This window comes from Microbacterium sp. H1-D42 (assembly GCF_022637555.1).
Taxonomy (GTDB): Bacteria; Actinomycetota; Actinomycetes; order Actinomycetales; family Microbacteriaceae; genus Microbacterium.
Window position 1 is genome coordinate 3,481,743 of sequence record NZ_CP093342.1, and the last position, 23,961, is coordinate 3,505,703.

At 68.2% G+C, this 23,961-nt stretch carries 25 protein-coding genes; 13 read left to right on the forward strand and 12 right to left on the reverse strand.

Annotated features, from left to right (window positions below):
- Nucleotides 1-48 precede the first annotated feature (48 nt).
- Entirely contained in the window at nt 49-948 is a 900-nt protein-coding gene (locus MNR00_RS16390; protein ID WP_241926974.1) for an acetylxylan esterase, read from the reverse strand.
- A 124-nt stretch (nt 949-1,072) separates the two neighbouring features.
- Between MNR00_RS16390 and MNR00_RS16395 the strand changes: the two genes are divergently transcribed.
- Nucleotides 1,073-1,762, forward strand: a complete 690-nt coding sequence (locus tag MNR00_RS16395; RefSeq protein ID WP_241926975.1) for an SGNH/GDSL hydrolase family protein — start codon at nt 1,073-1,075, stop codon at nt 1,760-1,762.
- 53 nt (nt 1,763-1,815) lie between these two features.
- Nucleotides 1,816-2,853 (forward strand): Gfo/Idh/MocA family oxidoreductase, encoded by a 1,038-nt coding sequence (locus MNR00_RS16400; protein WP_241926976.1) that lies wholly within the window; start codon nt 1,816-1,818, stop codon nt 2,851-2,853.
- Between the two features lie 59 nt (nt 2,854-2,912).
- Here the strand turns inward: MNR00_RS16400 and gndA are convergent, their stop codons facing one another.
- The 5 genes from gndA to MNR00_RS16425 form a co-directional block, all read right to left on the reverse strand.
- Nucleotides 2,913-4,322: an NADP-dependent phosphogluconate dehydrogenase gene (gndA, locus tag MNR00_RS16405; protein ID WP_241928876.1), complete on the reverse strand. Its 1,410-nt coding sequence runs from the start codon at nt 4,320-4,322 to the stop codon at nt 2,913-2,915.
- A gap of 80 nt (nt 4,323-4,402) precedes the next feature.
- Nucleotides 4,403-5,716 carry a TRAP transporter large permease gene (locus MNR00_RS16410; RefSeq protein ID WP_241926977.1) on the reverse strand — a complete coding sequence of 438 codons (1,314 nt, stop codon included), beginning with the start codon at nt 5,714-5,716 and terminating at the stop codon, nt 4,403-4,405.
- Between the two features lies 1 nt (nt 5,717).
- Nucleotides 5,718-6,326, reverse strand: coding sequence for a TRAP transporter small permease (locus MNR00_RS16415; RefSeq protein ID WP_241926978.1), 609 nt, complete (start codon nt 6,324-6,326; stop codon nt 5,718-5,720).
- Nucleotides 6,327-6,436: 110 nt separating this feature from the next.
- Nucleotides 6,437-7,459 (reverse strand): TRAP transporter substrate-binding protein, encoded by a 1,023-nt coding sequence (locus MNR00_RS16420; protein ID WP_241926979.1) that lies wholly within the window; start codon nt 7,457-7,459, stop codon nt 6,437-6,439.
- A gap of 228 nt (nt 7,460-7,687) precedes the next feature.
- Complete coding sequence (locus tag MNR00_RS16425) at nt 7,688-8,770, reverse strand: LacI family DNA-binding transcriptional regulator (RefSeq protein WP_241926980.1); 1,083 nt, start codon at nt 8,768-8,770, stop codon at nt 7,688-7,690.
- A gap of 163 nt (nt 8,771-8,933) precedes the next feature.
- On the opposite strand from MNR00_RS16425, the gene MNR00_RS16430 reads away from it, so the two are divergent.
- The 5 genes from MNR00_RS16430 (at nt 8,934) to MNR00_RS16450 (ending at nt 13,953) form a co-directional block, all read left to right on the forward strand.
- Nucleotides 8,934-9,158 carry a hypothetical protein gene (locus tag MNR00_RS16430; RefSeq protein ID WP_241926981.1) on the forward strand — a complete coding sequence of 75 codons (225 nt, stop codon included), beginning with the start codon at nt 8,934-8,936 and terminating at the stop codon, nt 9,156-9,158.
- A gap of 86 nt (nt 9,159-9,244) precedes the next feature.
- On the forward strand, nt 9,245-10,660 hold the full coding sequence (gene uxaC, locus MNR00_RS16435) for a glucuronate isomerase (RefSeq protein ID WP_241928877.1): 1,416 nt from the start codon (nt 9,245-9,247) through the stop codon (nt 10,658-10,660).
- Complete coding sequence (locus MNR00_RS16440; protein WP_241926982.1) at nt 10,657-12,066, forward strand: mannitol dehydrogenase family protein; 1,410 nt, start codon at nt 10,657-10,659, stop codon at nt 12,064-12,066. Before uxaC ends, MNR00_RS16440 begins: the two co-directional genes overlap by 4 nt.
- A 121-nt stretch (nt 12,067-12,187) precedes the next feature.
- On the forward strand, nt 12,188-13,426 hold the full coding sequence (manD, locus tag MNR00_RS16445) for a D-mannonate dehydratase ManD (protein WP_241928878.1): 1,239 nt from the start codon (nt 12,188-12,190) through the stop codon (nt 13,424-13,426).
- An 11-nt stretch (nt 13,427-13,437) separates the two neighbouring features.
- Nucleotides 13,438-13,953 (forward strand): gluconokinase, encoded by a 516-nt coding sequence (locus tag MNR00_RS16450; protein ID WP_241926983.1) that lies wholly within the window; start codon nt 13,438-13,440, stop codon nt 13,951-13,953.
- Between the two features lie 5 nt (nt 13,954-13,958).
- On the opposite strand, the gene gnd is transcribed toward MNR00_RS16450, so the two are convergent.
- The 3 genes from gnd to MNR00_RS16465 all read right to left on the reverse strand — a co-directional run bounded on the left by gnd (nt 13,959) and on the right by MNR00_RS16465 (nt 17,195).
- Nucleotides 13,959-15,014, reverse strand: a complete 1,056-nt coding sequence (gnd, locus tag MNR00_RS16455) for a phosphogluconate dehydrogenase (NAD(+)-dependent, decarboxylating) (protein WP_241926984.1) — start codon at nt 15,012-15,014, stop codon at nt 13,959-13,961.
- A 187-nt stretch (nt 15,015-15,201) separates the two neighbouring features.
- Nucleotides 15,202-15,492 (reverse strand): metal-sensitive transcriptional regulator, encoded by a 291-nt coding sequence (locus MNR00_RS16460; protein WP_241926985.1) that lies wholly within the window; start codon nt 15,490-15,492, stop codon nt 15,202-15,204.
- Nucleotides 15,489-17,195 (reverse strand): FAD-dependent oxidoreductase, encoded by a 1,707-nt coding sequence (locus MNR00_RS16465; RefSeq protein WP_241926986.1) that lies wholly within the window; start codon nt 17,193-17,195, stop codon nt 15,489-15,491. Before MNR00_RS16465 ends, MNR00_RS16460 begins: the two co-directional genes overlap by 4 nt.
- 325 nt (nt 17,196-17,520) lie before the next feature.
- Here MNR00_RS16465 and MNR00_RS16470 point away from each other — a divergent pair, with 325 nt between their 5' ends.
- Both MNR00_RS16470 and MNR00_RS16475 read left to right on the forward strand, forming a co-directional pair.
- Complete coding sequence (locus tag MNR00_RS16470; RefSeq protein WP_241926987.1) at nt 17,521-18,105, forward strand: NAD(P)H-dependent oxidoreductase; 585 nt, start codon at nt 17,521-17,523, stop codon at nt 18,103-18,105.
- Between the two features lie 120 nt (nt 18,106-18,225).
- Complete coding sequence (locus tag MNR00_RS16475; protein ID WP_241926988.1) at nt 18,226-18,567, forward strand: TraR/DksA family transcriptional regulator; 342 nt, start codon at nt 18,226-18,228, stop codon at nt 18,565-18,567.
- 21 nt (nt 18,568-18,588) lie between these two features.
- Here the strand turns inward: MNR00_RS16475 and MNR00_RS16480 are convergent, their stop codons facing one another.
- Nucleotides 18,589-19,512, reverse strand: a complete 924-nt coding sequence (locus MNR00_RS16480) for an AraC family transcriptional regulator (RefSeq protein WP_241926989.1) — start codon at nt 19,510-19,512, stop codon at nt 18,589-18,591.
- Between the two features lie 85 nt (nt 19,513-19,597).
- On the opposite strand from MNR00_RS16480, the gene MNR00_RS16485 reads away from it, so the two are divergent.
- Nucleotides 19,598-20,425: a hypothetical protein gene (locus tag MNR00_RS16485; protein ID WP_241926990.1), complete on the forward strand. Its 828-nt coding sequence runs from the start codon at nt 19,598-19,600 to the stop codon at nt 20,423-20,425.
- Nucleotides 20,422-21,270 (forward strand): SMP-30/gluconolactonase/LRE family protein, encoded by an 849-nt coding sequence (locus MNR00_RS16490; RefSeq protein ID WP_241926991.1) that lies wholly within the window; start codon nt 20,422-20,424, stop codon nt 21,268-21,270. The genes MNR00_RS16485 and MNR00_RS16490 overlap by 4 nt, the downstream gene beginning before the upstream one ends.
- A 95-nt stretch (nt 21,271-21,365) precedes the next feature.
- On the opposite strand, the gene MNR00_RS16495 is transcribed toward MNR00_RS16490, so the two are convergent.
- Nucleotides 21,366-22,340, reverse strand: a complete 975-nt coding sequence (locus MNR00_RS16495) for a C-terminal binding protein (RefSeq protein ID WP_241926992.1) — start codon at nt 22,338-22,340, stop codon at nt 21,366-21,368.
- Between the two features lie 78 nt (nt 22,341-22,418).
- Between MNR00_RS16495 and MNR00_RS16500 the strand changes: the two genes are divergently transcribed.
- Both MNR00_RS16500 and MNR00_RS16505 read left to right on the forward strand, forming a co-directional pair.
- Entirely contained in the window at nt 22,419-23,168 is a 750-nt protein-coding gene (locus MNR00_RS16500) for an SDR family oxidoreductase (RefSeq protein ID WP_241926993.1), read from the forward strand.
- Nucleotides 23,161-23,499 carry a nuclear transport factor 2 family protein gene (locus tag MNR00_RS16505; RefSeq protein WP_241926994.1) on the forward strand — a complete coding sequence of 113 codons (339 nt, stop codon included), beginning with the start codon at nt 23,161-23,163 and terminating at the stop codon, nt 23,497-23,499. Before MNR00_RS16500 ends, MNR00_RS16505 begins: the two co-directional genes overlap by 8 nt.
- Before the next feature lie 75 nt (nt 23,500-23,574).
- Here the strand turns inward: MNR00_RS16505 and MNR00_RS16510 are convergent, their stop codons facing one another.
- Nucleotides 23,575-23,919, reverse strand: coding sequence for a metalloregulator ArsR/SmtB family transcription factor (locus tag MNR00_RS16510; RefSeq protein ID WP_241926995.1), 345 nt, complete (start codon nt 23,917-23,919; stop codon nt 23,575-23,577).
- Nucleotides 23,920-23,961: the final 42 nt, after the last annotated feature.

The window sequence follows — 23,961 nt, forward strand, 5'->3', positions numbered from 1 at the left end:
ATCGACAACGTCGGCCGGGATCAATAGCTCCCACCGGCGGCGGTGTGATCAGCGCGCGGCGAAGAGCGCTCTCGTGGCACGCGCGTAGTCGACCATCTCGCGCTGCTCTTCGGGGTAGCTGCGATGACCGGCGGTCATCGTCATGACCGTGCGGAACTTCGGTGACACACCTTCCGCGACCGCCCACTGCCCCACCGGCGGCACTGACGGGTCATCCAGCGCCGGCGCGACGATCGTCGGCACGCGCAAGCGCCGCGCCGACGTGGCCGCGTCGAAGTAGTCCAACACCTTCCAGGACTCGGGGTGCCGGGCCAGCCACTTCGCGACTGCGTCGCCACTGCCAACGCACGGCTCCGCCAGTCGAAGCGCGTGGGCGCCGAAGCTCGGCACGTACAGCGAGGCCGCATCGAACCGGGCATCCCACGGCACCGCCATCGCCCCGATTCCGCCACCGAAGCTGGGGCCGAAGTAGCTCAGGCGCATACCACCACGTGATTCCCCCAGGCGCACGCCGAGCACCTCCTCCAGGGCGTTCGCCGCGCACCAGATGTCGGCGGCGCAGCCGCCGTGCACATACGTCTCACGGGATTCGATGCCGTGCAGCACGTGCTCCTTCGAGAACGACGGGATTGCATCGGACTGCGACAGCTTGAGCATGCCGCGGGCCACCGGGTAGAAGACCGCCGCATCCTCTGGCGCCCATCGCTGATCGAGTTCAGCCCGGCCTCCGTAGCCGTGCGCGACGATGACAACCGACGTGAACTCCCCCGGGGGAAGCACGAGCCATCCGCCGACGCGAAGTCCTCCGAGTGATGTGTATCGCACCACCTCCGCGCCGGCCGCGTCCGGCGCTTCTCGGATCGGATTCGAGTCGATGGCCAGAGCTCGGGCAGCCGCATCTCGCCAGACGTCGTCGAAGTCCGCTGGCTCGGGGCGCGTCTCGATCACGCCTCGATCCTGTCATCACTGCGATCAAGGTGCAACCGATTGCAATACGATGGAGCCGACCATGATCAGATTCGACACCGACTCGTGATCGAACTCGCCACCCACGAAATTCAGGTAATCCACGATGACCACCGATCTGCAGCGGCTACGCGCCGCCCTGGCATCCGATGCGCCCCTGAACTGGGTGCTCACCGGCGACTCGATCACCCACGGCCTGCTGCACACGCTCGGCGAGCGCAACTACGTCGACCACCTGCACGAGCTGGTGCGCGGCGACATGGGACGCGTGCAGGACGTCATGATCAACACGGCCATCAGCGGCTGGCGGGTCAAACTGCTGCTGAAGGACTTCGACCGGCGCGTCGCCGCGTGGAAGCCCAATGTCGTGACGCTCATGATCGGCACGAACGACTGCTCGACGGGCGGTGTGTTCCCGATCATCTCGCCGCAGAAATTCGCCTGCCAGGTGCGCAGGTTCGTCCGCAAGGTGCGCCGCACCGGGGCCATCCCGGTGCTGCAGACACAACCCACGATCGACGTCGCGCACGCCCCTGAGCGGGCGCGCATCGCCGAGTTCGCCCAGGCGATCCGCGATGTGGCCGCAGCAGAGGATGTGATCCTCGTCGACCAGTTCGCGAAGTTCACCGAACTCGGTCACGGCGGCGTCGCGATGAACCTGCTGCACGACCCGTTCCACCCCGGGGCTGCAGGGCACGCCGTGCTGGCACTGGAGATCGCCCGCGTACTCGGGCTGCAGGCCCCACCGGCATCCGATCGGGTGCTGCCCGACCTCGCCATCCGCGCTGCGCGCTGAGCGCTGAGCGGCGACTGGCTGAACAGCATGGACACGGCGCCGAGGAGCGGACGATGACGGCCCCCGAATCCGGCCGCGTGCTGGGTGTGGGGATCATCGGTCTCGGCGGCATCGGTCGCATCCATGCGCAGGCTCTCGCTGACCTGCCTGAGCTCGCCGAAGTCCGCGCAGTCGCCCGAGCCCGCGACGAGGCACTGTCGGCGTGCGGCCTGCCCGCATCCGCTCGACGGGACGTCGACGAGCTGCTCTCCGATGAGGCGATCGACATCGTCTCCATCTGCACACCCAGCGACACGCATGCCGACCTCGCCCTGCGGGCGATCGAGCACGGCAAGCACGTCGTCATCGAGAAGCCGATCGCGCTCGACGCCGACGAGGGGCGCGCAGTGATCGCCCGCGCACAGCAGGCGGGGCTCACGGTCGTGGGCATCGCACAGCGGCGCTACGAGCCGCAGAACGTCGCCCTGGCGCAGCTGCTCTCCAGCGGCGTGCTCGGCCGCCCCCTGCTCGCCGAAGTGCTCGTGCCGTGGTTCCGTGATGACGCCTACTACCGCGCGGCACCGTGGCGCGCGGAGCGCGACGGCGGCGGCGGTTCGCTAGCTAACCAGGGACTGCACAACCTCGACCTCGCCCTGATGCTGCTCGGCCGCGTGACCTCAGTCACCGGTCAGTCCGCGACGATCGCGCACGACATCGCCGTGGAAGACGCCACGACGGCCACCCTGCGCTTCGCATCCGGTGCGATGGGCATCGTGGCCACCACCACCGGCGCCCATCCCGGCCACAACGCCCGCCTGACCGTCATCACCACGACCGGCCGGTTCGAGCTCGACGGCGACGCGATCCGGGAGTGGACGTTCGACGTGCCGGCCCCTGCATCCGGCGGATCCGCCCCGTCAGGGGCATCCGACCCACTCGCGATCGGCCACGCCGGCCACCTCGCGCAGTGGCGCGATGTGCTCGAGGCCATCAGCCACGGCAGCTCGCCGACCACGACCGGACGCGATGCTCAGCACACGGCCGAGGTCATCGCCGCGATCTACCGCAGCGCCGCAGACGGCGTCGCGGCGCCGGTCGAGCCTATCGACTGACGACACCGCAATGTCGGGCCCGCAGCCGCGGGCCCGACATCGTCAGTGGGTGTGTGGTGTCAGTGGGTGTCTTCGGCTTCGATTTCGGTGCGGCCTGCGGACCAGAGGGTGTGGAAGGTGCCGGGTTTGTCGGTGCGGCGGTAGGTGTGGGCGCCGAAGAAGTCGCGCTGCCCTTGGACGAGGGCGGCGGGGAGGCGGTCGGCGCGGATGCCGTCGTAGTACGACAGGGAGGAGCTGAATGCGGGGGCGGGGATGCCGGCGGTCGCGGCGGCGATGACGACGCGCCGCCAGGCGGCTTGTCCGCGGGTGAGGGCGTCGGCGAAGTAGGGGGCGGCCATCAGCACGGGCAGGTCGGGGGTCTGGGCGTAGGCGTCGGCGATGCGGTTGAGGAACTGGGCGCGGATGATGCACCCGCCACGCCAGATCTTGCTGATCGCGCCGAGGTCGATGTTCCAGTCGTACTCGGCCGCGCCCGCACGGATCTCATCGAACCCCTGGCTGTAGGCGACGATCTTGGACGCATACAACGCCAGGCGGACATCCTCGATGAACTGCTCGACCTGGTCGTCCGGGACGGTGAACGCCTCATCCGGGCCGGGCAGCCCCCCAGCAGCGGCGCGCTGCTCCGGGTGGGAGGACAGCGAGCGGGCGAAGGTGGCTTCCGCGATGCCGGAGACGGGCACGCCCAGGCTGAGGGCGGTCTGCACGGTCCAGGCGCCGGTGCCCTTGGCGCCGGCCTGGTCGACGATGACATCCACCAGCGGCAGCCCGGTGTCAGCGTCGATCTGGCGGAGCACCTCGGCGGTGATCTCGATCAGGTACGACTCCAACTCGCCCCGGTTCCAGTCCGCGAAGATGTCCGCGATCTGCGCGGGGGTCTTGCCGGTGCCGCGGCGGATCAGGTCATACGCCTCCGCGATCAGCTGCATGTCCGCGTACTCGATGCCGTTGTGCACCATCTTCACGAAATGCCCAGCCCCGTCATGGCCGACATGCGTGACGCACGGCTCCCCCTCCGCGACCGCCGCAATCGACTTGAGGATCGGGCCGAGGGTGACCCAGGACTCATCCGACCCACCCGGCATGATGCTCGGGCCCAGCAGGGCACCCTCCTCGCCGCCGGAGATCCCGGCACCGACGAAGTTGATGCCCGTCTCCCGCACCGCCTTCTCACGGCGGATCGTGTCAGGGAAGAACGCGTTACCACCGTCGACGATGATGTCACCCGGCTCGAACACCGCCGTCAACGCATCGATCACCGCATCAGTGGGACCACCGGCTTTGACCATGATGATCGCCGTCCGCGGCTTCACCAGACTCGCCGCGAACTCCTCATACGAGAACGCCGGCACGAACCCCGCCTCCGGATGCGCAGCCACCAACTCATCCGTCTTCACCCGGGAACGATTCAACACCGCCACCGTGTTGCCCTCGCGAGAGGCCAGATTACGGGCCAGATTCGACCCCATCACAGCCAGGCCGACGACTCCGATGTTGGCAGATGCTTCGGGCACAGTCATTCCTTCACTCACTTCTTGACTCAAGGGGTTCACATCAGGCCGAGCACGGTCGGCAGCCACGTCGAGACTGCGGGCACGAACGTGACGATCAGCAGGCCGACGCACAGCGCCCAGAAGAACGGCCAAAGCTTGCCGATGACCGGCTCGATCCGCACCCCGCCGACGCGAGCCGCGACGAACAGGTTGTTGCCGATCGGCGGCGAGATGTTGCCGAGGCACATGTTGAAGACCATCATCGCGCCGAAGTGGATCGGGTCGACACCGAGAGCGGTGACGACCGGCAGGAAGATCGGCGTGAAGATCAGGATCGCCGGGGTCGGGTCCATCACCGTGCCGGCAAGCAACAGGATCACCATGATGATCAGCAGCACGACGAAGACGTTGTCGGTGAACCCGAGCAGCCCCGCCGTCACCAGCTGCGGCAGTCGTGCGAAGGCGAGCACCCAGCCGAGGATGCCGGAGACGCCGATCAGCAGCATGATGATGCCGGTGACCTTCGACGCCTCGAGCACCACCTTGGGCAGGTCCTTGACCTTCAGCGTGCGCTGCAGCAGGCCGAGCACCAGCGAGTAGAGCACCGCGATCACCGCGGACTCGGTGGCGGTGAAGACGCCGATCAGGATGCCGCCGATCACGACGACGATCATCAGCAGTGCCGGCAGAGCCTTCAGGAACACCAGCATGCCCTGTGCGAACGTCGGGTGAGCGGTGCCCTTGGCCCGCAGCTCAGGGTGCTTGCGTGCATACAGCGCCACGACGGCGATGCAGACGAGAGCCCAGATCAGGCCAGGACCGACTCCGGCCATGAACAGCGCGGCGATCGACGTGCTCGAGACGAGCGAGTAGACGATGAAGGTGTTGCTCGGTGGGATCAGCATGCCCGCAGGGGACGATGCTGCGTTCACCGCAGCCGAGAAGGCGGGGTCGTAGCTCTCCTTGCGCATGCGCGGCGAGAGCACGGTGCCGATGGCGGCGGCCGATGCGACCGAGGCGCCGGACACGGCACCGAACATGGTGTTCGCGACGACCGTGGTCTGCGCGAGCGATGCCGGCAGACGGCCGGCGACCACCATGGCGAGATCGATGAGTCGCCCGGCTATGCCGCCGGTGTTCATCAGGCCGCCTGCGAGAACGAAGAAGGGTATCGCCAGCAGTGCGAACGAGTTGCTTCCGGCGAAGATGCGCTGGGCGGACGTCAGTGTGGCGCCCTCCCAGTCGAGCAGGATGACGACCGCGAGCATCGAGGGCAGGCCCATCGCGACCGCGACGGGAAGGCCCATCGCGATGCCGAGGGCGATGCCGCCGAGCAGGACGACGGTGGCGATGATGGTCATGACGTCCATGTCAGATCGCCTCCGCGTTCTCGTCGAATTCAGGGGTCGGCTTCTCGGCCCCGGCCAGCACGCCGATCAGGTGTGCGATTGAGTAGAAGACGATGATCACTCCGGCGATCGGGAGCACGAGGTACACCTGGCCGACCGTGACCGGCAGGGTGGAGAGGTCCTGGTTCCAGGCGTTGTCGGCGACCCGCCACCCGCCGATGATGAACACCATGACGAAGAAGAAGATCACGATGAGCTCGATCACGACGGCCATCACCCGCTGACCGGCAAGCGGCAGCTTCTTGACGAGGATCTCGACGGCGATGTGGCCGCGCTCGGAGAAGACGTAGGCGGCCGCGAGCACTGCCAGCACGACGAACGTGTAGCGGGCAGCCTCCTCGGTCCACGGAGCGGAGTTGTTCAGCACCTCGCGGGTGAAGACCTGCCACGAGACGACGATCACCAGCAGGGTGAACGTGATGATGCACAGCAGTGCGAGGACCCGGTCGATGACTCGACGAATTCGTGCGAGGACGGCGATGAGGCCGGGCCACCGCACAGGAATCTGGTCGGCGGGCGGGCCGTCGGGCACGCTGCCTCCCTGGTCCGGTTCGGGCGGTGTGGTGTTCACGTTCTCCTCCATTGCACTGTTCGTCTGTATTGCACTGGTCGTCGGGTGCTGTCGTGTCGCACACGGAGCCTGCGGAGCGCCTGATATCGGCGCTCCGCAGGCTGGGTGGGTTACTCGGCGCTGGCGCGGATCGCGTCGTAGAGCGTGCGCTGCGAGTCGGTGGTGATGAACTCGTCGAGCAGCGGGCTCAGTGCCTCGGTGTACGCAGCGGTGTCGACGTCGCCGAAGGTCGCTCCGCCGGCCTTCGCCTCAGCGATCGCCTCTTCGGTCTGGGTCTTCCACAGCTCGGTGTGCTGCTTCCACGTCTGCTCCCAGCCGGCGTCGAACGCGGCGCGGTCCTCGTCGGACATCCCGTCGAGGGTGCCCGAGTTGATGATCAGGAAGTCAGCGCCGATGAGGTGCTGGGTGTTCGAGAAGAAGGGGGCGACCTCGAAGTGCTTCTGCGTGAAGTACGAGATCTCGTTGTTCTCGGCACCGTCGATCACGCCGGACTGCAGGCCGGTGTAGACCTCGGAGTACGCCATCGGCGTCGGCGAGCCACCGAGCGCCTCGATCATCGCGATGAACACCGGGCTCTCCTGCACGCGGATCTTCTTGCCCTTGAGGTCGGCAGGAGTCTCGGCGATGCCGTCCTTGGTGTACATGTTGCGCGCGCCCTGGGTGAAGCCGCCAACGACGGTGATGTTGTTGCTGTCCTCGAGTGAGGTGTAGACATCGCCGACGACCTCGGGGTCCGCCAGCGCGTCCATCTGGTGGTCGATGGAGTCGAACACGGTCGGCAGGCTGAAGATGACGAAGTCCTTCTGCAGGTTCTCCAGCTGGGGAGCCGAGACGATGGCGAGGTCGATCACGCCGTCGCTGACCGACTGCAGGTACTCGTTCTGATCGCCGAGCGTCGAGTTCGGGTACACCTCGATGTTCCAGCGGCCGTCGGTGTCTTCGGCGAGCTTTTCGCCGAAGGCCTCAAGCGCGATGAACGAGGGGTGGTCCTCGGTCTGGTTCAGGGCGAGCTTCATGGTGTGCGTTTCGCCGCCGGCATCGCTGTCGCCGCCCGAACCGCCACTGCACGCTGCAAGGGCGAGTGCCGCGACCAGAGTGGTCGACAGCAGGGCGATTCTCTTCGTGGTCCGCATGTGATTCTCCTTCGATCCCACAGAGGGACAAGTCGGCGGTGACTGTCGCGAACGCGCTGGTGCGGCGCGTCCGACGGCGGCAGCATCGCCGTGGGGTGTTCGGGTTTCGGCCCGGCGGTCCGGACCTTGCTCGTACATTCATTCATCGCGGCATTTCGATGGCAACCAGTTGCCATCGATTGTCCTGAGATTGTCGAGCTGTTGCCGGAGACGGCCGGTGGCAGCTCGTCACGCCGACAGGTCGGGGCTGGCGCTGTTCGGCCAGTCCCCGAGCGGACTTGCCTGGCCGGTCGACGAGCGCACCACCAGGCGCGACGGCAGCAGCGCGGTCTTCAGCGGACCGCGCGGGACGAGCCGGCTGCTGCGGGGTGCGCGCAGATCCGCCAGCAGCGTCTGCACGGCGACCTTGCCCAACTGCCGCAGGGGGGCGGCGACGGTCGTCAGCTGCGGCGTGCAGAAGTCCGCACCGAAGATGTTGTCGAACCCGATCACCGAGACGTCCTCCGGCACGCGGATGCCGAGGCTCGTCAGTCCGCGCATCAGACCGATCGCGAGCACGTCGTTGTAGGCGATGATCGCCGTGGTCGGCGACCCCGCGATCGCACCGGCGGCGGAGAGCCCGCCGGCCTGCGTCGGCGAGAACGGGCCGATCCGCCTTGCCCGCAGCCCGAGCTCGTGAACGGCCTCGCGCAGCGCCTGCCAGCGCACGCCGTTCGCCCAGGAGGCGTCCGGTCCGGCGACATACGTGATCGTGGTGTGGCCGAGTTCGGCCAGATGCTCCACGGCACGCCGCATCCCGCGGGAGTTGTCGGTGGCCACGCTCGCGATATCGCTCATCGAGCGATTGAGCACCACCGTCGGCCGCTGCTTCGCCGCGACCCGGATCGACGAATCGGACATGCGAGACGTGGCGAGCACCACGCCCTCCACCATCGGCAGCGTGCGATCGAGCGCGCGGCGCTCGGCTTCGACGGATTCCTGCACGTCCGCGACGAGCAGGGTGTACCCGGCCTCTGTTGCCGTCTCCTCCGCACCACGAAGCAGCTCGAAGAAGAAGGGGTTGGTGACGTCGGCGACGATGACGGCGAGCAGCGATGTCTTGCCCGTCGGAAGCGCCCGCGCCAGCGGATTCGTGCGGTAGCCCATCTCCTCAGCGACTCGACGGATGCGCTCCGCGGTCTCGGCGTTCACCCTTCCCGGCCGTGCGAAGGCGCGCGACACCGTCGAGGGGGCGACGCCGCAGGCGGCGGCCACGTCGTAGATGGTGGGGCGCGAAGGCGCGCCATCACCACGATCAGAGCGTGAGGTCATGTGCCGGAGTCTAAGTCGACTCCACAGGCATGGCAACCGGATGCCATCTGTTGCCCATCCGACAATATTCGGCAACTGATTTGCAGAACGAGGGCGGAGCCGATTTCATGAGCACACCAGCATCGGGACACATGCCCGGGCGAGAACGTGAGCGGAACCGCTAGTGAACGAAGACAACACCCTCACTGAGGCGGAGTCGGCAGAAGACGAACTGCGCCGTCTCGGACTCCGCGACATCCGCGTGCGCTGCTGCGGTGGCGACGCCTGGCTCGATGCTCCGGCTGACCAGATCTCGTCGATCACCCGCGAACCGCTCCGCAGCGAGGTCGTGCGCGTGGTCAAGGCCGCCGGGTTCACGCACGTCGGCATCGGCCTCAACCCCCGCTGAGGCATCCACGAACACGGCCGGTTCCGTCCGTCGAGTCCATGGCCACATATGGCAACCGGTTGACGTCGGCTTCCGCCGCCCTGACGATGGTGGGCGTGTCTGTGAAACTCGAGCTCGACCCCGACCGCCTGCTGCCCGCCGATCCGCAGAGCCGCGTGATCGCGCGTGACCTGTACGACGCCGTCGCGGAGATGCCGATCATCTCTCCGCACGGGCACGTCGACCCGCGGCTGCTGCTCGACGATCCGGCGTTCGCCGACCCGGCCGAGCTGTTCATCTCGAGCGACCACTACGTCACCCGCCTGCTGCATGCCGCAGGCGTCGACCTCGCCGACCTCGGCGCCGGCACCTCGGCTGCCGGCGACCCCCGCCTGATCTGGCGGCGCTTCGCCGAGAACTGGCACCTGTTCGCGGGCACCGCCAGCGGCTACTGGCTGACCCACGAGCTCGTCACCCTGTTCGGCATCGATGTCGAGCCCGGGGCCGACACCGCCGACGCGATCTACGACACCATCTCGGCGCACCTCGCGCGGGCCGACTACCGCCCGCGCGCGCTCTTCGACCGGTTCGGCATTGAGGTGCTCGCCACCACCGACGACCCGATGGATGATCTCGCCGCGCATGCGGCGCTGGCATCCGACCCGACCTTCCGCGGACGCGTGCTGCCGACGTTCCGCCCCGATGCGTACCTCGATCCAGAGGCGCCGGGCTTCGCCGACCGCGTCACGCGACTCACCGAGGCAGGCGGCACCGCCGCCGACGACTTCGCCGGGTACCTCGCTGCACTCGAGGCGCGTCGCGCGCACTTCATCGCGCACGGCGCGGTCTCCGCTGACCACGGCGTGCGTGAGGCGTACACCGCCGACCTCGACGATGCCGACGCCGCCGCGCTGTTCCGCCAGGCGGTGCGCGGCGAGCTGGATGCCCGCGGCGCGCGGGAGTTCCGCGGCGCGATGCTGCTGCGCTCGGCCGAGATGAGCGTGCGCGACGGCCTCGTGATGACGATCCACCCCGGCGTGCACCGCAACCACTCGACGCCCACCTTCGAGCGGTTCGGTCCTGACACCGGACACGACATCCCTGTGACCACCTCGTACACCGAGAACCTGCGCCCGCTGCTGAACCGCTTCGGCATGGAGCGCAACCTGCATCTCGTGCTGTTCACCGTCGATGAGACCAGCTTCTCGCGCGAGATCGCACCGCTCGCCGGCTTCTACCCGAGCGTCTTCATCGGCGCCCCGTGGTGGTTCCTGGACGCGCCGGACGCCGTGGTGCGCTTCCGCAGCGCTGTCACCGAGACCGCCGGCTTCTACCGCGGAGCAGGCTTCATCGACGACACCCGCGCCTTCCTCTCGATCCCGGCGCGTCACGACATGGCGCGGCGGTTGGATGCCGGATTCCTGGCCCACCTGGTGCGCACCGGACGGATCTCGCAGGCCGCGGCAGTGCGCATCGCCGTCGACCTGGTCGATGCGATCCCCCGGAAGGCGTTCAAGCTGTGACGACCGGAACGCCCCTCACCCGCGCAAACCTCGCCGCCCGCACTGGTCGGCCGGCCGACCCGGCTCCGGTGCGCATCGCGCACCTCGGCCTCGGCGCATTCCACCGCGCGCATCAGGCCTGGTACACCGACGTCTCTGATGCAGAGAACGCCTGGGGCATCCGCTCCTTCACCGGACGTTCCGCGACGGCAGCTGACGAACTCGCACCGCAGGACGGGCTGTTCACGCTCATCGAGCGCTCGGCCGACGGCGACCGCTCGCAGGTGATCGACTCGATCGTCGACGCCGTCGACGGAGCGCGCCCAGGTGCGATCGCCGACACCGTGGCATCCGCTGACGTGTCGGTGGTGACCCTGACGATCACCGAGGCGGGGTACGCCGTCGACGGCGACGGCCGGCCCGACGTGACGCAGGATGTCGTGGCATCCGACGTCTCGCTGTTGACGACGCAGTTCGCGAGCGCGCGCATCGACGCTGAAGCCGTGCCGCGCACCGCTCTCGGTCGGCTGCTGCTCGGCATCGAGCAGCGACGACGAGCGGATGCCGGTGCACTGGCCATCGTGCCCTGCGACAACCTGCCAGGCAACGGCGAGCTGACGCGCGATGCGCTGTATGGTCTCGCCGCCCTCGCTGGCAGCGCCGCGCTGGAGGCGCACCTGCGCGAGAGCGTGTCGTTCGTGACGACGTCGATCGACCGCATCACGCCCAAGACCACCGCCGAGGATATCGCCGAGGTCGCTGCCAGCACCGGCTGGGCGGATCACGCACCCGTGGTGACCGAGCCGTTCCGCGACTGGGTGCTCAGCGGTGATTTCGCCGCCGGACGCCCGGAGTGGGAGCGTGCGGGCGCACGGTTCGTCGACGACATCGACCCGTTCGAGCGCCGCAAGCTCTGGCTGCTGAACGGCGCCCACTCGCTGCTCGCCTACGCCGGTCCGCTGCGCGGACATGCCACGGTCGCTGACGCGATCGCCGATCCCGTGCTGCGCGATCAGGTGCAGGAGTTCTGGAACGAGGCATCCGCTCATCTGCCAGAGGGGCTGGACGTGCCCGCCTACCGCGAGGCGCTGCTCGAGCGCTTCGACAACGGCCGCATTCAGCACCACCTCGCGCAGATCGGTCAGGACGGCAGCACCAAGCTGCGCGTGCGGATCGCACCGGTGCTGCTGGCCGAGCGGGCGGCCGGCCGTGAGGCTGAGGCCGCCGTGCGCACGCTTGCCGCGTGGATCGCGATGGGTGCCGCCGGGCGCCTGCCGGCGGATCGCAGCGCGCCTGCCGAGCTGGCGTCGACCGGTTCGGAGGGCGACGTCGTGCGCCTTCTTGCACATATCGACCCGCGCCTGATCGAGGATCCTGCGCTGGTGACCTCGGTCGCCGGTGCGGTCGCGGATCTGCGCACGCGCTGAGACAGCGTGCCCAGCACCGCAAAGGAATCCTCGAGCAACATGTGGCAACCGATTGCCATCGTCGAGGACTGATGTTGGAATGATGATGCGCCGCAGTGGCGCGCAGATCTACGGAGGCAACATGCGGATCGACAAGGCCGAGGTCATCGTCACCAGCCCTGACCGGAACTTCGTCACCCTCAAAATCACCACCGCCGACGGACTCACCGGACTCGGCGATGCGACCCTGAACGGCCGCGAGCTGTCGGTCGTCGCGTATCTGAGCGAGCACGTCGTGCCGCTGCTGATCGGCGCCGATGCGTCGCGCATCGAAGACACCTGGCAGTTCCTGTACCGCAGCGCCTACTGGCGCCGAGGACCGGTCACCATGGCCGCCATCGCCGCGGTCGACATGGCACTGTGGGACATCAAGGCCAAGGCCGCCGGCATGCCGCTCTACCAGCTGCTCGGTGGCGCTTCGCGCCGCGGCCTGCTGGCCTACGGACACGCCTCCGGCAAGGAGCTGCCCGAGCTGTTCGACTCGATCCGCTCTCACCAGGAGCAGGGCTACCGGGCGATCCGCGTACAGACCGGGGTGCCGGGCCTGAAGGCCATCTACGGCATCGCGTCGCAGGCGGCCGACACCGGTGGCGGCGAGGCCCGCTACGACCACGAGCCGGCACGTCGCGGCGCGAAGCCGGTGGAAGAGGACTGGGACACCAGGGCCTACCTGCGCCACCTGCCCGGCGTGTTCGAGGCGGTCCGCAACGAGTTCGGTGCCGAGATCCCCCTGCTGCACGACGGCCACCACCGCATGACTCCGCTGCAGGCTGCGAAGCTGGGCAAGGACCTCGAGCCCTACGACCTGTTCTGGCTCGAGGACTGCACTCCTGCCGAGAACCAGGAGGCGCTGCGCCTGGTCCGCCAGCACACCACCACGCCGCTGGCCATCGGCGAGATCTTCAACACGGTCTGGGACTTCAAGGACCTGATCCGCGATCAGCTCATCGACTACGTCCGCGGCGCTGTCACCCACATGGGCGGCATCACCCCGCTGAAGAAGACCGTCGACTACGCGGCGATCTACCAGATCAAGTCGGGCTTCCACGGCCCGACCGACATCTCTCCCGTCGGCATGGCGGCGCAGATGCACCTGGGGCTGGCGATCCACAACTTCGGCATCCAGGAGTACATGCAGCACGGCGCCAAGACCGATCAGGTCTTCGAGCAGTCCTTCACCTGGACCGACGGCCTGCTGCACCCCGGCGACCAGCCAGGCATCGGCGTCGAGCTCAACACCGACGAGGCCGGCAAGTACCCCTACGAGCAGGCCTACCTGCCGTACAACCGCCTGCTCGACGGCACCGTCCACGACTGGTGAGTCTCGCCGACATGACTGACATCGACGCCGGAGACGCCCCCTCACACGACCCGCTCGTCGTGATGGGCGTCTCCGGCGTCGGCAAGACGACGATCGCGATGCTCGTCAGCGAACGGCTCGGCATGCCGTTCATCGACGCCGACGACCTGCACGGCGCCGCGAACGTGGCGAAGATGAGCGCGGGCATCCCGCTCACCGACGAGGATCGGATGCCATGGCTGCAGCGCGTCGGTGAGGCGCTCGACCAGCATCCGACGCCGGTCGTCGCGTGCTCGGCGCTCAAGCGCTCTTACCGCGACGCGCTGCGCGCACACGCGCCGCGAGTGCGGTTCGTCATGCTTGCCGCCGACCTCGAGCGCCTGAGCGACCAGGTCTCGCATCGCGAAGACCACTTCATGCCGCCAGCGCTGCTGCAGTCGCAGCTCAACACGCTCGAGCCCCTCGAGTCGGATGAGCCCGGCGTGGTGATCCGCGTCGACGCCGGTCCGGAGGTTCTCGCGGATCGGGTGATCGCGCAGCTCGGCTGACCCGATCAGCCCGCGTCGGACTTGCGGCCGCCAGCCTCGAGCACGTCGCCGGCCGGGAGCTCCTTGTGACCGCCGAACTGCATCCGCATCGCGGAGAGCACCTGGTTGGCGAACTGGTCCTCGTCGCGTGACGCGAAGCGCTCGAACAGCGATGCCGCCAGCACCGGAACCGGAACGCCCACGTCGATCGCGGCCTTGACAGTCCAGCGACCCTCGCCGGAGTCCGACACGCGCCCCGCGAGGCCGTCGAGGTGGGGGTTCTCGTTCAGCGCCGTCGCGGTCAGATCGAGCAGCCACGACGAGATCACCGATCCGCGGCGCCACAGCTCGGTGACCTTCGCGGTGTCGATGTCGAACTGGTAGAACTCCGGCTCCTCGAGAGGGGCGATCTCGGCGGAGTGCTCGGCCTCGCGCACCCCGGCGTCCGCGTTCTCGAGCAGGTTCAGCCCCTCGGCGATCGCGGCCATGATGCCGTACTCGATGCCGTTGTGCACCATCTTCACGAAGTGCCCGGCTCCCGCCTGGCCGCAGTGCAGGTAGCCGAGTTCCTCCGGTGCGGGATCGCCGGTGCGCCCAGGGGTCCGCTCGATGTCGCCCATGCCCGGCGCGATGGTGCGCAGCAGCGGATCGATGTGCGAGACGGCAGCATCCGATCCGCCGACCATCAGGCAGTACCCGCGCTCGAGTCCGAACACGCCACCGCTGGTGCCGGCGTCGATGTACTCGATGCCGCGCTCGCGCAGCGCCGCCGCGCGACGCACGTCGTCGCGGTAGTTCGAGTTGCCGCCGTCGATGATGATGTCGCCGGATTCCAGGTGCCCCGCCAGTTCGTCGACGACCTTGCCGGTCAGCGAGGCGGGCACCATGACCCAGACGACGCGTGGCGTCTGCAGCTGGGCGGCGAAGTCATCGAGATCGGATGCCCCTGATGCGCCCTCCGCGGCGAGCGCCGCCACGGCCTCCTGGTTCACGTCGTATGCCACGCACTCGTGGCCGTCCTTCATCAGGCGGCGCACGATGTTCGCGCCCATCCGGCCGAGTCCGATCATTCCCAGTTGCATCGCGTCTCCCTGCGTTCGGTGCTTCCATCGTCACGCACCGCGGGCAGGCGGGCAAGGGGCGCGCGGGGGCGGGCAAGGCGCGCGCGAAATGCCGGAGAACGCACGAAATGCAGGATGCTGGGGCCGAAGCCCTCCTGCAGTTCGTGCGTTCTCCTCCGAACCGGACGTGTCGCCGGCGCATCCGTGCTCAGGCGAGTGTGAGGAAGAGCTTCTCGAGCTCTGCGACGGTCGGGGCACCATCGTCTTCCGCGGCCCTGCCCTGCTCAGCATCCGTCACGCAGTTGCGCAGTGCTGTGCTGATGACCGTGAAACCGGCGCGGTCGATGGCCTTGCCGACGGCGGCCAGCTGCAGCACGACGTCGCGGCAGTCGGCCTCGTCCTCCATGGCGTCGATCACCGCGCTGAGCTGGCCGCGCGCCCGCTTGAGCCGGTTGACGACCTTGCGGATCTCTTCTGCTGAAGCCTGGGTGCTGCTCATGCCAACTCCTTCACTGCGGGTTTCGTCGTATTCGTGCGGGTGCCGGCGCGCATCCGCATTCCGGCGTGCCACGTGAGGTAGCCGCCGTCGAGGTTGCGGGCCGAGCGACCGTGCTGGCGCAGCAGCCGCACGGCGGTGTGGCCGCGCTGGCCGACCTGGCAGTGCACGATCAGCTCGCCGTGGGGCAGCTCGTCGATCCGTGTGCGCAGGTCGTCGACCGAGACGTTGAGGCTGCCTGGGATCGCGCCGCGCTCGTACTCCGACTCGGTGCGCACATCGATGACGGTCGCGCCGGCATCCACCGCAGCCGAGAGCTCGTGCCATTGGATGCTGTCGGTCAGACCGGTCGCGGCGTTGTCGGCGATGTAGCCGAGCATGTTCACCGGGTCCTTCGCCGAGCCGTACTGCGGAGCGTAGGCGAGCTCGAGACGGCTCAGCTGGGTGGCGGTGAGCCCGGCTTGCATGGTGGTCGCGATGATGTCGATGCGCTTGTCGGCGCCGCTGCGTCCGATGACCTGTGCGCCGAGGATGAGGTCGGTGTCTGGATCGACGATCAGCTTCATCGTCAGTCGCTCTGCCCCTGGGTAGTACGCGGCGTGGTCGACGGGGTGCGCGTGGATGACGCGGTGCTCGCGCCCAGCATCCGACAGCCGCTTCTCGTTCCACCCGACCATCGCGACAGCCAGGCCGAAGACGCCGACGATCGACGTGCCGACGGCGGGCAGCGCATCAGCGGGCCGCTCGTCGAGCAGCCCGGCCTCCCACGCGATGACGTCGGCGACGGTGCGGCCGTGGCGGTTCGCGAGCCCCGCCATCGTGACCAGCGTCGGCTCGGCCGAGATCGCGTCGATCTTCTCCACGGCGTCGCCGACGGCGAAGATGCGCGGGTCGCTGGTGCGCTGCAGTGCGTCGACGGCGATGCCGCCGGTGGGTCCTGCGACGAGTCCAGCGGCCGTGGCGATGGATGCTGCCGGGCGCACGCCACGGGCATCGATCACGATGTCGGCTGGCACGATGCTGCCGTCGTCGAGGTGCACGCCGTCCGCGTCCAGCGCGTCAACCGACGTGTGCGTGCGCAGCTCGACGCCGCGGGCGCGCAATTCGTCGACGACGATCGCGGCCATCTCGGGGTCGAGGGGGCTGAGCGGGTGGGCGCTGTGCTGCACGAGGGTGACGTCGAGTCCGCGGTGCACCAGGTTCTCGACGGCCTCGAGCCCGATGAATCCGCCGCCTGCGACGACGGCGCGACCGGCTCCTGGCACCTCGTCGAGAGCGAGGGTGATGCGGTCGACGTCGTCCATGGTGCGCAGGGTCGAGACCACGGGGCCGCCATCGACCTGAGCGAATACATCACGCGAGGTCGCGCCCGTGGCGAGGACCAGGTGATCGTAGGACTCGTGCGCGACCTCACCGGAGCGGGCGTCGCGGATGGCGACGGTGCGCGCCGCCCGGTCGATCGCGACGGCGGTCTGACGGGTGCGCACGTCGAGGTTGAATCGGGCGCGCAGCGACTGCGGCGTCTGCAGCAGCAGGGACTGACGCTCGGCGATGACACCGCCGACGTAGTACGGCAGGCCGCAATTGGCGAAGCTGACGTAGTCGCCCTGCTCGATCACGATGATCTCGGCGTTCTCGTCGAGTCGACGCAGGCGGGTGGCTGCCGACATGCCGCCGGCGACGCCGCCGATGATGATCACGCGCATGCGATCACGCCTTTCCGAACAGCTTGGCGAAGAGACCGGTGCGCGGCTCGTTCTCGTGACCACTGCAGCGGTCGGCGGGACGAACACCGCGCATGACGCTGTCGACGTGCTGGCCGCATCCGGCCCACGTGGTCTTTCCGCACTTCCGGCAGGTCACTGCTCGACACATATCTCTGAGATCTCCTTACGACGGTATACCCCCGAGGGTATCAGATACCCCTGGGGGTATCGCTCAGAAGACCGGCAGGTGGCGAGCGGCGGACGGCGGAATACCCAGCATTCGCTCTCGGTTCTATTCACGCGTATGCAAACCGAAAGGATCATCTTGTCCTCCACCCCTCGCATCAGTGTCATCGTCGGCAGCGCACGCCCCGTGCGCATCGGCCGCCAGCTCGCCGACTCGGTCGCCTCGACCCTGTCCACGAACCTCGACGCCGAGATCCAGATCCTCGACCTCGCTGAGGTCGCGCTGCCCATGCTCGATGAGCCGCTGATGGCAGGTATGAACCAGTACCAGAACGCGCACACGGTCGCGTGGGCGAACCTGATCGCCGAGAGCGACGGCGTGATCTTCGTCACCCCGCAGTACAACGCCGGCTACCCCGCTGCACTGAAGAACGCCATCGACTACATCTACGCCGAGTGGAAGAACAAGCCGAGCGCCATCATCAGCTACGGCGGCCGCGGCGGCCTCGCATCGGCTGCCCAGCTGCGCCAGGTGCTGGAGTTCATCGGCCTCGACCTCGTCGACACCGATGCGTCGTTCACGATCGCACAGACCGATTACACCCCTGAGTGGTCGCTGGGCGATTCAGATGCGGTCGTCGCCCGCTACGCCGACGACGTGCGCGCCCTTGGCGACGCCGTCCTGGCGAAGATCGACGCCGAAGAAGAGGCCGAGGCGGCCTGAGCCCTTCGGCAGGCGGTCACCCTCCGGCGCGTGCGCGCCAGGTTCCTGCATCTGCTGCGTCGATCGATGCGGCAAATGCAGGACGCTGTAGCGGACGACCGTCCGGCATAAGGTGGCCGCATGAGTGACGTGCGCGCGAACCTCGAGAAGCTGAGGGCGGATGCTGCCGTGCGCGCTGCGGCGGCAGCATCCACCCTCGCCGAACTCTTACGCGTCCGGCAGGGATCCAACGACGACGACGAGCACGACCCCGAGGGGGTCACGCTGTCGTCGGAGTGGTCGCGCCTGTCGGCGCTGTCGGATGCTGCCGCCGACGAACTGCGCCGATTCGACGCTGCGCTCGCACGCGTCGATGCAGGCACCTACGGGGTGTGTGCGAACTGCGGCAAGCCGATCCCGGCTGCGCGCCTGGCGGTGCGGCCGTTCGCCGAGCTGTGCGTCCCGTGCGCGGAGGCCATCTGAGCCTGTCGACGCGAATTGGGATCACCCGCGGGCTTCAGCGACCGCGAACCGCGGATCGCCCCAACCCAGCTCGCCCTGGCCGTGGGCATCCAGCGCCAGCAGCACCAGGGTGCGGCGGTGCGCGGCGAAGGTGAGGATGTGCGCGAGGTTGCCGCCGTAGCTGATCATCTCGACAGGCTCGCCACTGGCATCCACGAACGTCTCATCGAGCCGGTTCTCGGACGTGACGTCGCGCACATGCGCGAGGAACGCCGGGCCCTCGACGTCGAGGATCCCGCGCATCTCACCGAGCGACTGGCCCGCCTCGACAGACAGATCGTACGAACGGCCCGCCATCACGGCGTTCCACATCGCCAGCTGCCCGACGAGCCTGGCCAGCAGCGACCGGATGGTCTGCACATCCTCGTCGACATCCAGGACGATCGGCTGGTCGAGCTCAGCATCGTCGAGCCTGCCCGCGACGGCGATCATCTCGCCGGTCAGGCGGACGTGGTGCTCCACCATGCTTGTCAGAAGATCCATTTCGGTTACCTCATCTCTCGGGGGGAGCCGGATGCTCCCCGGTGGGTGGAAGTGCACGTCGTTCGCCGCGGCGATGCGGATCTGCCCCGGCTGCCTGCGCCACTGCGCCGGCGCTTCGCCGAATGACCGCTGGAATGCCCGGGTGAACGCCTCATGCGAGCCGTAGCCGGCATCGACGGCGATGTCGATCAGCAGAGCGTCGGTGGTCAGCATCCGGAATGCCGCCCGCTCGAGCAGGATGCGGCGACGGAAGGCCCCCGGCGACTCATCCGCCATCTGCCGGATCAGCCGATCGAAGTGGTAGCGCGAGAAGCCGAAGCCGCTCGCGAGCGCGGCAGCGTCGATGCGCCCGGCCTGATCATCGGCCATCGCCTCGGCGAGGCGGTCGACGAAGGCGGCGAAGGTGTCTGATGCCGTATCCATGGGGTCCATCGTGCTCCGCCCGCGCCCGTCTTGCTTGATCTTCTTTGCGGACACGGGTCAGGCGCAGAAGTAGGCTGAGGGCATCATGCAAGACTTCTGGGATTTCGCCGGTAACTACTGGTGGCTGGCCTTCCCCATCATCGGTATGGCGACGGGCGCGATCGGTGGCATCAACAAGGCGATGGAGCGCAGCGCCAAGCGCCGTCATGAGCGGCGCATGGAGACGCTGCGCCTGAAGGGCGAGCTCAAGACCGCCCAGCTCGCCGCTCGCGGCATCGCCGTGCCGAAGCAGAGCGCCCGCGAGGTCGCGGCCGGAGAGCGGGCGTCATCGAAGCACATGCTCGACAAGCTCTTCACCGAGCACGACGAGATCACCGCGCGGTGGCTCGACTATGAACTCGATGTCGCGAAGCTGATCGCGTTCCCCGCCATGAGCGACGGTCGCCAGCCACTGACCGCCGCATTCCTGCGTGCCAAGAAGATCGCCGACACCCTGCGCCCGGATTCATCGGATGCCAAAGTGAGCGAGACCGAGGTCGCCGAGTATCTGGATGCCGTCGGCAACTACGCAGTGGCGTTTGAAGTCGCCGAACGCGACGCCAGGCGCCTGCGCAACTCGACCTTCACCGAGGCTGAGCGCAAGCGCCTCGATCGCGCCCAGCACATGCTGACCGTCGCGCTGGATGAGGCCGCCACCCAGGCCGAGCGCAACGTCGCGTACAAGCGCGTGCGCGAAGAGCTCGACGGGCTGATCCTGCTCTCGGACGAGGCCGTCGACGTGCTGAAGAAGAAGGTCGCCGGCGAGCTGCCGACGATGCGGCATGAACCCCCGGCTGCGCCGCGGACAGCATCCACTCCGCCCGAGCCCGAGCCCGAGCCGATGCGCATCAAGCGCGAAGACGGCACTCCATGATCGCCGCGAACGTCACCGGCCCGGTTGCGCACCACGCCGAGGGGCCGGTCTGGGCCGAGGCCTGGGGCGGGCTGCGCTGGGTCGACGGCACCGCTGGCGACCTGCTCTCGCTGCGCGAGGACGGCGTGCATCGCCGACACATCGACGACGAGTACCTCGCCTTCGCCCGCCCACGCACGAACGGCGGATTCGTCGCCGTCGGCGCCCGCACGCTGTACCTCGCGGACACCGCCGACGGCGAGACGCGCGCGGTCGCGCACCTGCTCGACGATCCCGCGATTCGCATGAACGATGGATGCTGTGACCCGAACGGCCTACTGCTGACGGGGTCCATGGCGTACGCCGCGACGCCGGGTGCCGCCGAGCTGCGGGTCATCGACACCGACTTCTCGTCGCGCACGGTCCTCACGGATGTGACGATCTCGAACGGCATCGGCTTCAGCGCCGACGGCCTGCACGCGTACTACGCCGACACCGCCACGCAGCGCATCGATCAGTTCGACTTCGTCGACGGGGCGCTCGTCGGGCGGCGACCGTTCGTCGAGATCCCCGCAGATCAGGGCTCACCGGACGGCCTGTGCGTCGCCGCCGACGGCAGCATCTGGGTCGCGCTCTGGGGCGGCTTCGCCGTGCAGGGCTACGACGCCGCAGGCGCGCTGATCGAGCGGATCGACCTGCCGGTGCCGCAGGCGAGTGCCTGCACCTTCGGCGGCACGGATCTCGGCACGCTGTTCATCACGACGTCCGCCGAAGGCCTGGCATCCGACCACGGCACCGAGGCCGGCTCACTGTACGCCGCCGATCTCGGCGTGCGCGGGCTGCCAGTGCTGCCGTTCGGCGGTTGAGCCGTCCCGACTTTGCAGGACGACTCCACTTCCACAGGATGATCCGGCGCGCAACATCCTGTGGAGTTGCAATCGTCCTGTGGAATTGAGCAGCCTCAGCGGGCGGCGTAGTCCGGGTTGACGATCGCGCCGACCTGCTCGCCGGCGAGGAAGCGGATGATGTTCTCGGCGGCGTGCACCGGAAGGTCCTCCAGCGCCTCGGGCGAGTACCAGGCGGCATGCGGGGTGAGCAGCACGTTCGGGGCGTCGCGCAGCGCAGCATCCGGTGCGAGGGGCTCGGCCTCGAACACATCCAGTGCTGCGGCGCCGATGCGGCCGCTGTGCAGGGCCGCGACGAGGGCATCCTCATCGATCAACGGGCCGCGGCAGGTGTTCACGATCACCGCACCCGGCTTCATCGTCGCGATCGACGTCGCGTCGATCAGGTGCCGCGTCGCGTCGGTCAGCGGCACGTGCAGGGTGAGGAGGTCGGCTGCGGCGATGGCGTCGTCGATGGAGCACGGCTCGCAGCCGGCATCCGTGATCGCCTCAGCGGGAGCGTAGGGATCGGCGACGAGCACCCGGAAGCCGAGCGCGCGGCATCCGCGGGCCACGAGCGAGCCGATCCGCCCGAAGCCCAGCACCGACACCGTGGTGCGCGAGGGGCGCACGGCCATCGGTCGGGCAGCGACCGGCTTCCACTCCCCTGCACGCAGGGCGGCGTCGTACGCGGGCAGGCCGCGCGCCTGCGTCATGATCATGGCGATGGTGTGCGCGGCGACCTCTTCGATGCAGTAGCTGGGGGTGTTCGCCACGGCGATGCCGCGTGCGGTCGCCGCGGCGACGTCGATCATGTCGTAGCCGATGCCCAGCCGGCTGATCATCTTCAGGTTGGGCATGCGGTCCATCAGGTCACCGTCGATCCGGTGCCACTGCACGATGAGCCCCTCTGCCTCGGCGCCCAGCGCGGCGAGCGTGTCGAACGAGGTCTCGTGCGCCCGTTCGGCGCTGAGACCAGCCGCGCGCAGGGTCTGCTCGGCGGCGTCGCCTGGCAGGTCGCAGTCGGTGATGAGGATGTGATGGTCAGCCATGAGGTCAAATGCTATAGCATCTAGCAGAGCCGACGCCAGAGGTATCTGTTCCCGGTATTTTGCTATAGCGTCTTGAGTATGACTGTTCGCCGTGCCCTCATCACCGGCGCCAGTTCCGGTATCGGAACGGCCGCCGCCCTCGAACTCGCCAGCTCCGGCGCCGCCGTATGGATCACCTACACCGGGCGCGAGGCCGAAGCCGCCCGTGTCGCCGAGGAGTGCCTCGCCGCCGGTGCGCCCGAAGCACACGTCTCGCGTCTCGATCTGCGCGATCCCGACTCGATCAGCGCACTGATCGCCGAGATCACCGAGGCGTGGGGCGCGCTGCACGTGCTCATCAACAACGGTGGCGTCTGCCCTTACACGGGCTACGACGACATCGACATCGAGGAGTGGGACTTCGTCCTCGAGACGAACGCCCGCGGCACGTTCCTGCTCACCCGCGCCGCGCTCCGCCTGCTGCGCGCCGCTGAGGGTGACCGCTCGGTCATCAACATCTCGTCGATCGCCGGTCAGGTCGGGGCACTGCAGACCGGCATCCACTACGCCGCGAGCAAGGGCGCACTCCTGGCGATCACCCGCAGCTTCGCCCGCCATCTGGCATCCGAGGGCATCCGCGTGAACGCGGTCACCCCTGGCCCCGTCGCCAGCGCGATCACGAGCGAGCTGTCGCCAGAGGCCCGCGCGAAGCTCGAGTCGGGCATCCCGCTCGGCGAATTCGGCCAGCCGGCCGACGTCGCGTGGATCATCGCGTCGCTGGCATCCGAGCGCGCCCGGTTCATCACCGGCGCGACCTACGACGTCAACGGAGGAGTTCGCATTGACTGAGACTCGCAGCGCCATGGACACCGTCCAGGCCCAATTGGACGCCTTCAACGCGCATGATCTCGACGCATTCGTCGCGACGTACGCGGCGGATGCCGTCATCACCGGCGTCACGCCAGAGCCGATCGTCGGATCAGCGGCGATCCGCGCGTTCTACGAACCCCGCCTGCAGAACCCCGAGCTGTCGTGCGTGATCGACACCAGCGTGCTGTTCGGCAGCCGATGGGTCGTCGCGCAGGAGCAGGTCATCAATGCCGGTGTCTCGACCGAGACCATCGCGACCTTCGACGTGGTCGACGGACTCATCTCGCGCGCCTCGATGCTCAAGGCCTGACGCGCCGGCGCCGATCCTTGGTACGGAACCTGGTCGAACTATCCAGGCTTGCGCTTCCGACCTGACTCGCGGGGCTCAATACTCCGGGCGAAGCGCGTCAGCGGCAGCGTCAAGCGCGCGGTCGTCAAGGGAGAAGTACGCCCACTTTCCGCGCTGCTCCCTGGTGACGAGTCCGGCTTCGGTGAGGAGCCTCATGTGGTGCGACACCGTCGCCTGCGACAGGCCGACCGGTTCGATCAGGTCGCAGATGCAGGCCTCGCCTCCTTCGGTGCCGGCGATGAGCGAGAGCAGCATGACGCGGGTGGGATCCCCGATGGCCTTGAAGACGCGGGCGGCGCGTTCGGCTTCCTCGGCGGTGATCGACGCGGTGACGCGGGGCACGCAGCATGTGCTCTGGTCGATGGTCGCGGGAAGGCTCATGCGGATATTCTTACACGTATTGACAAACTTCGATAGGTGCGT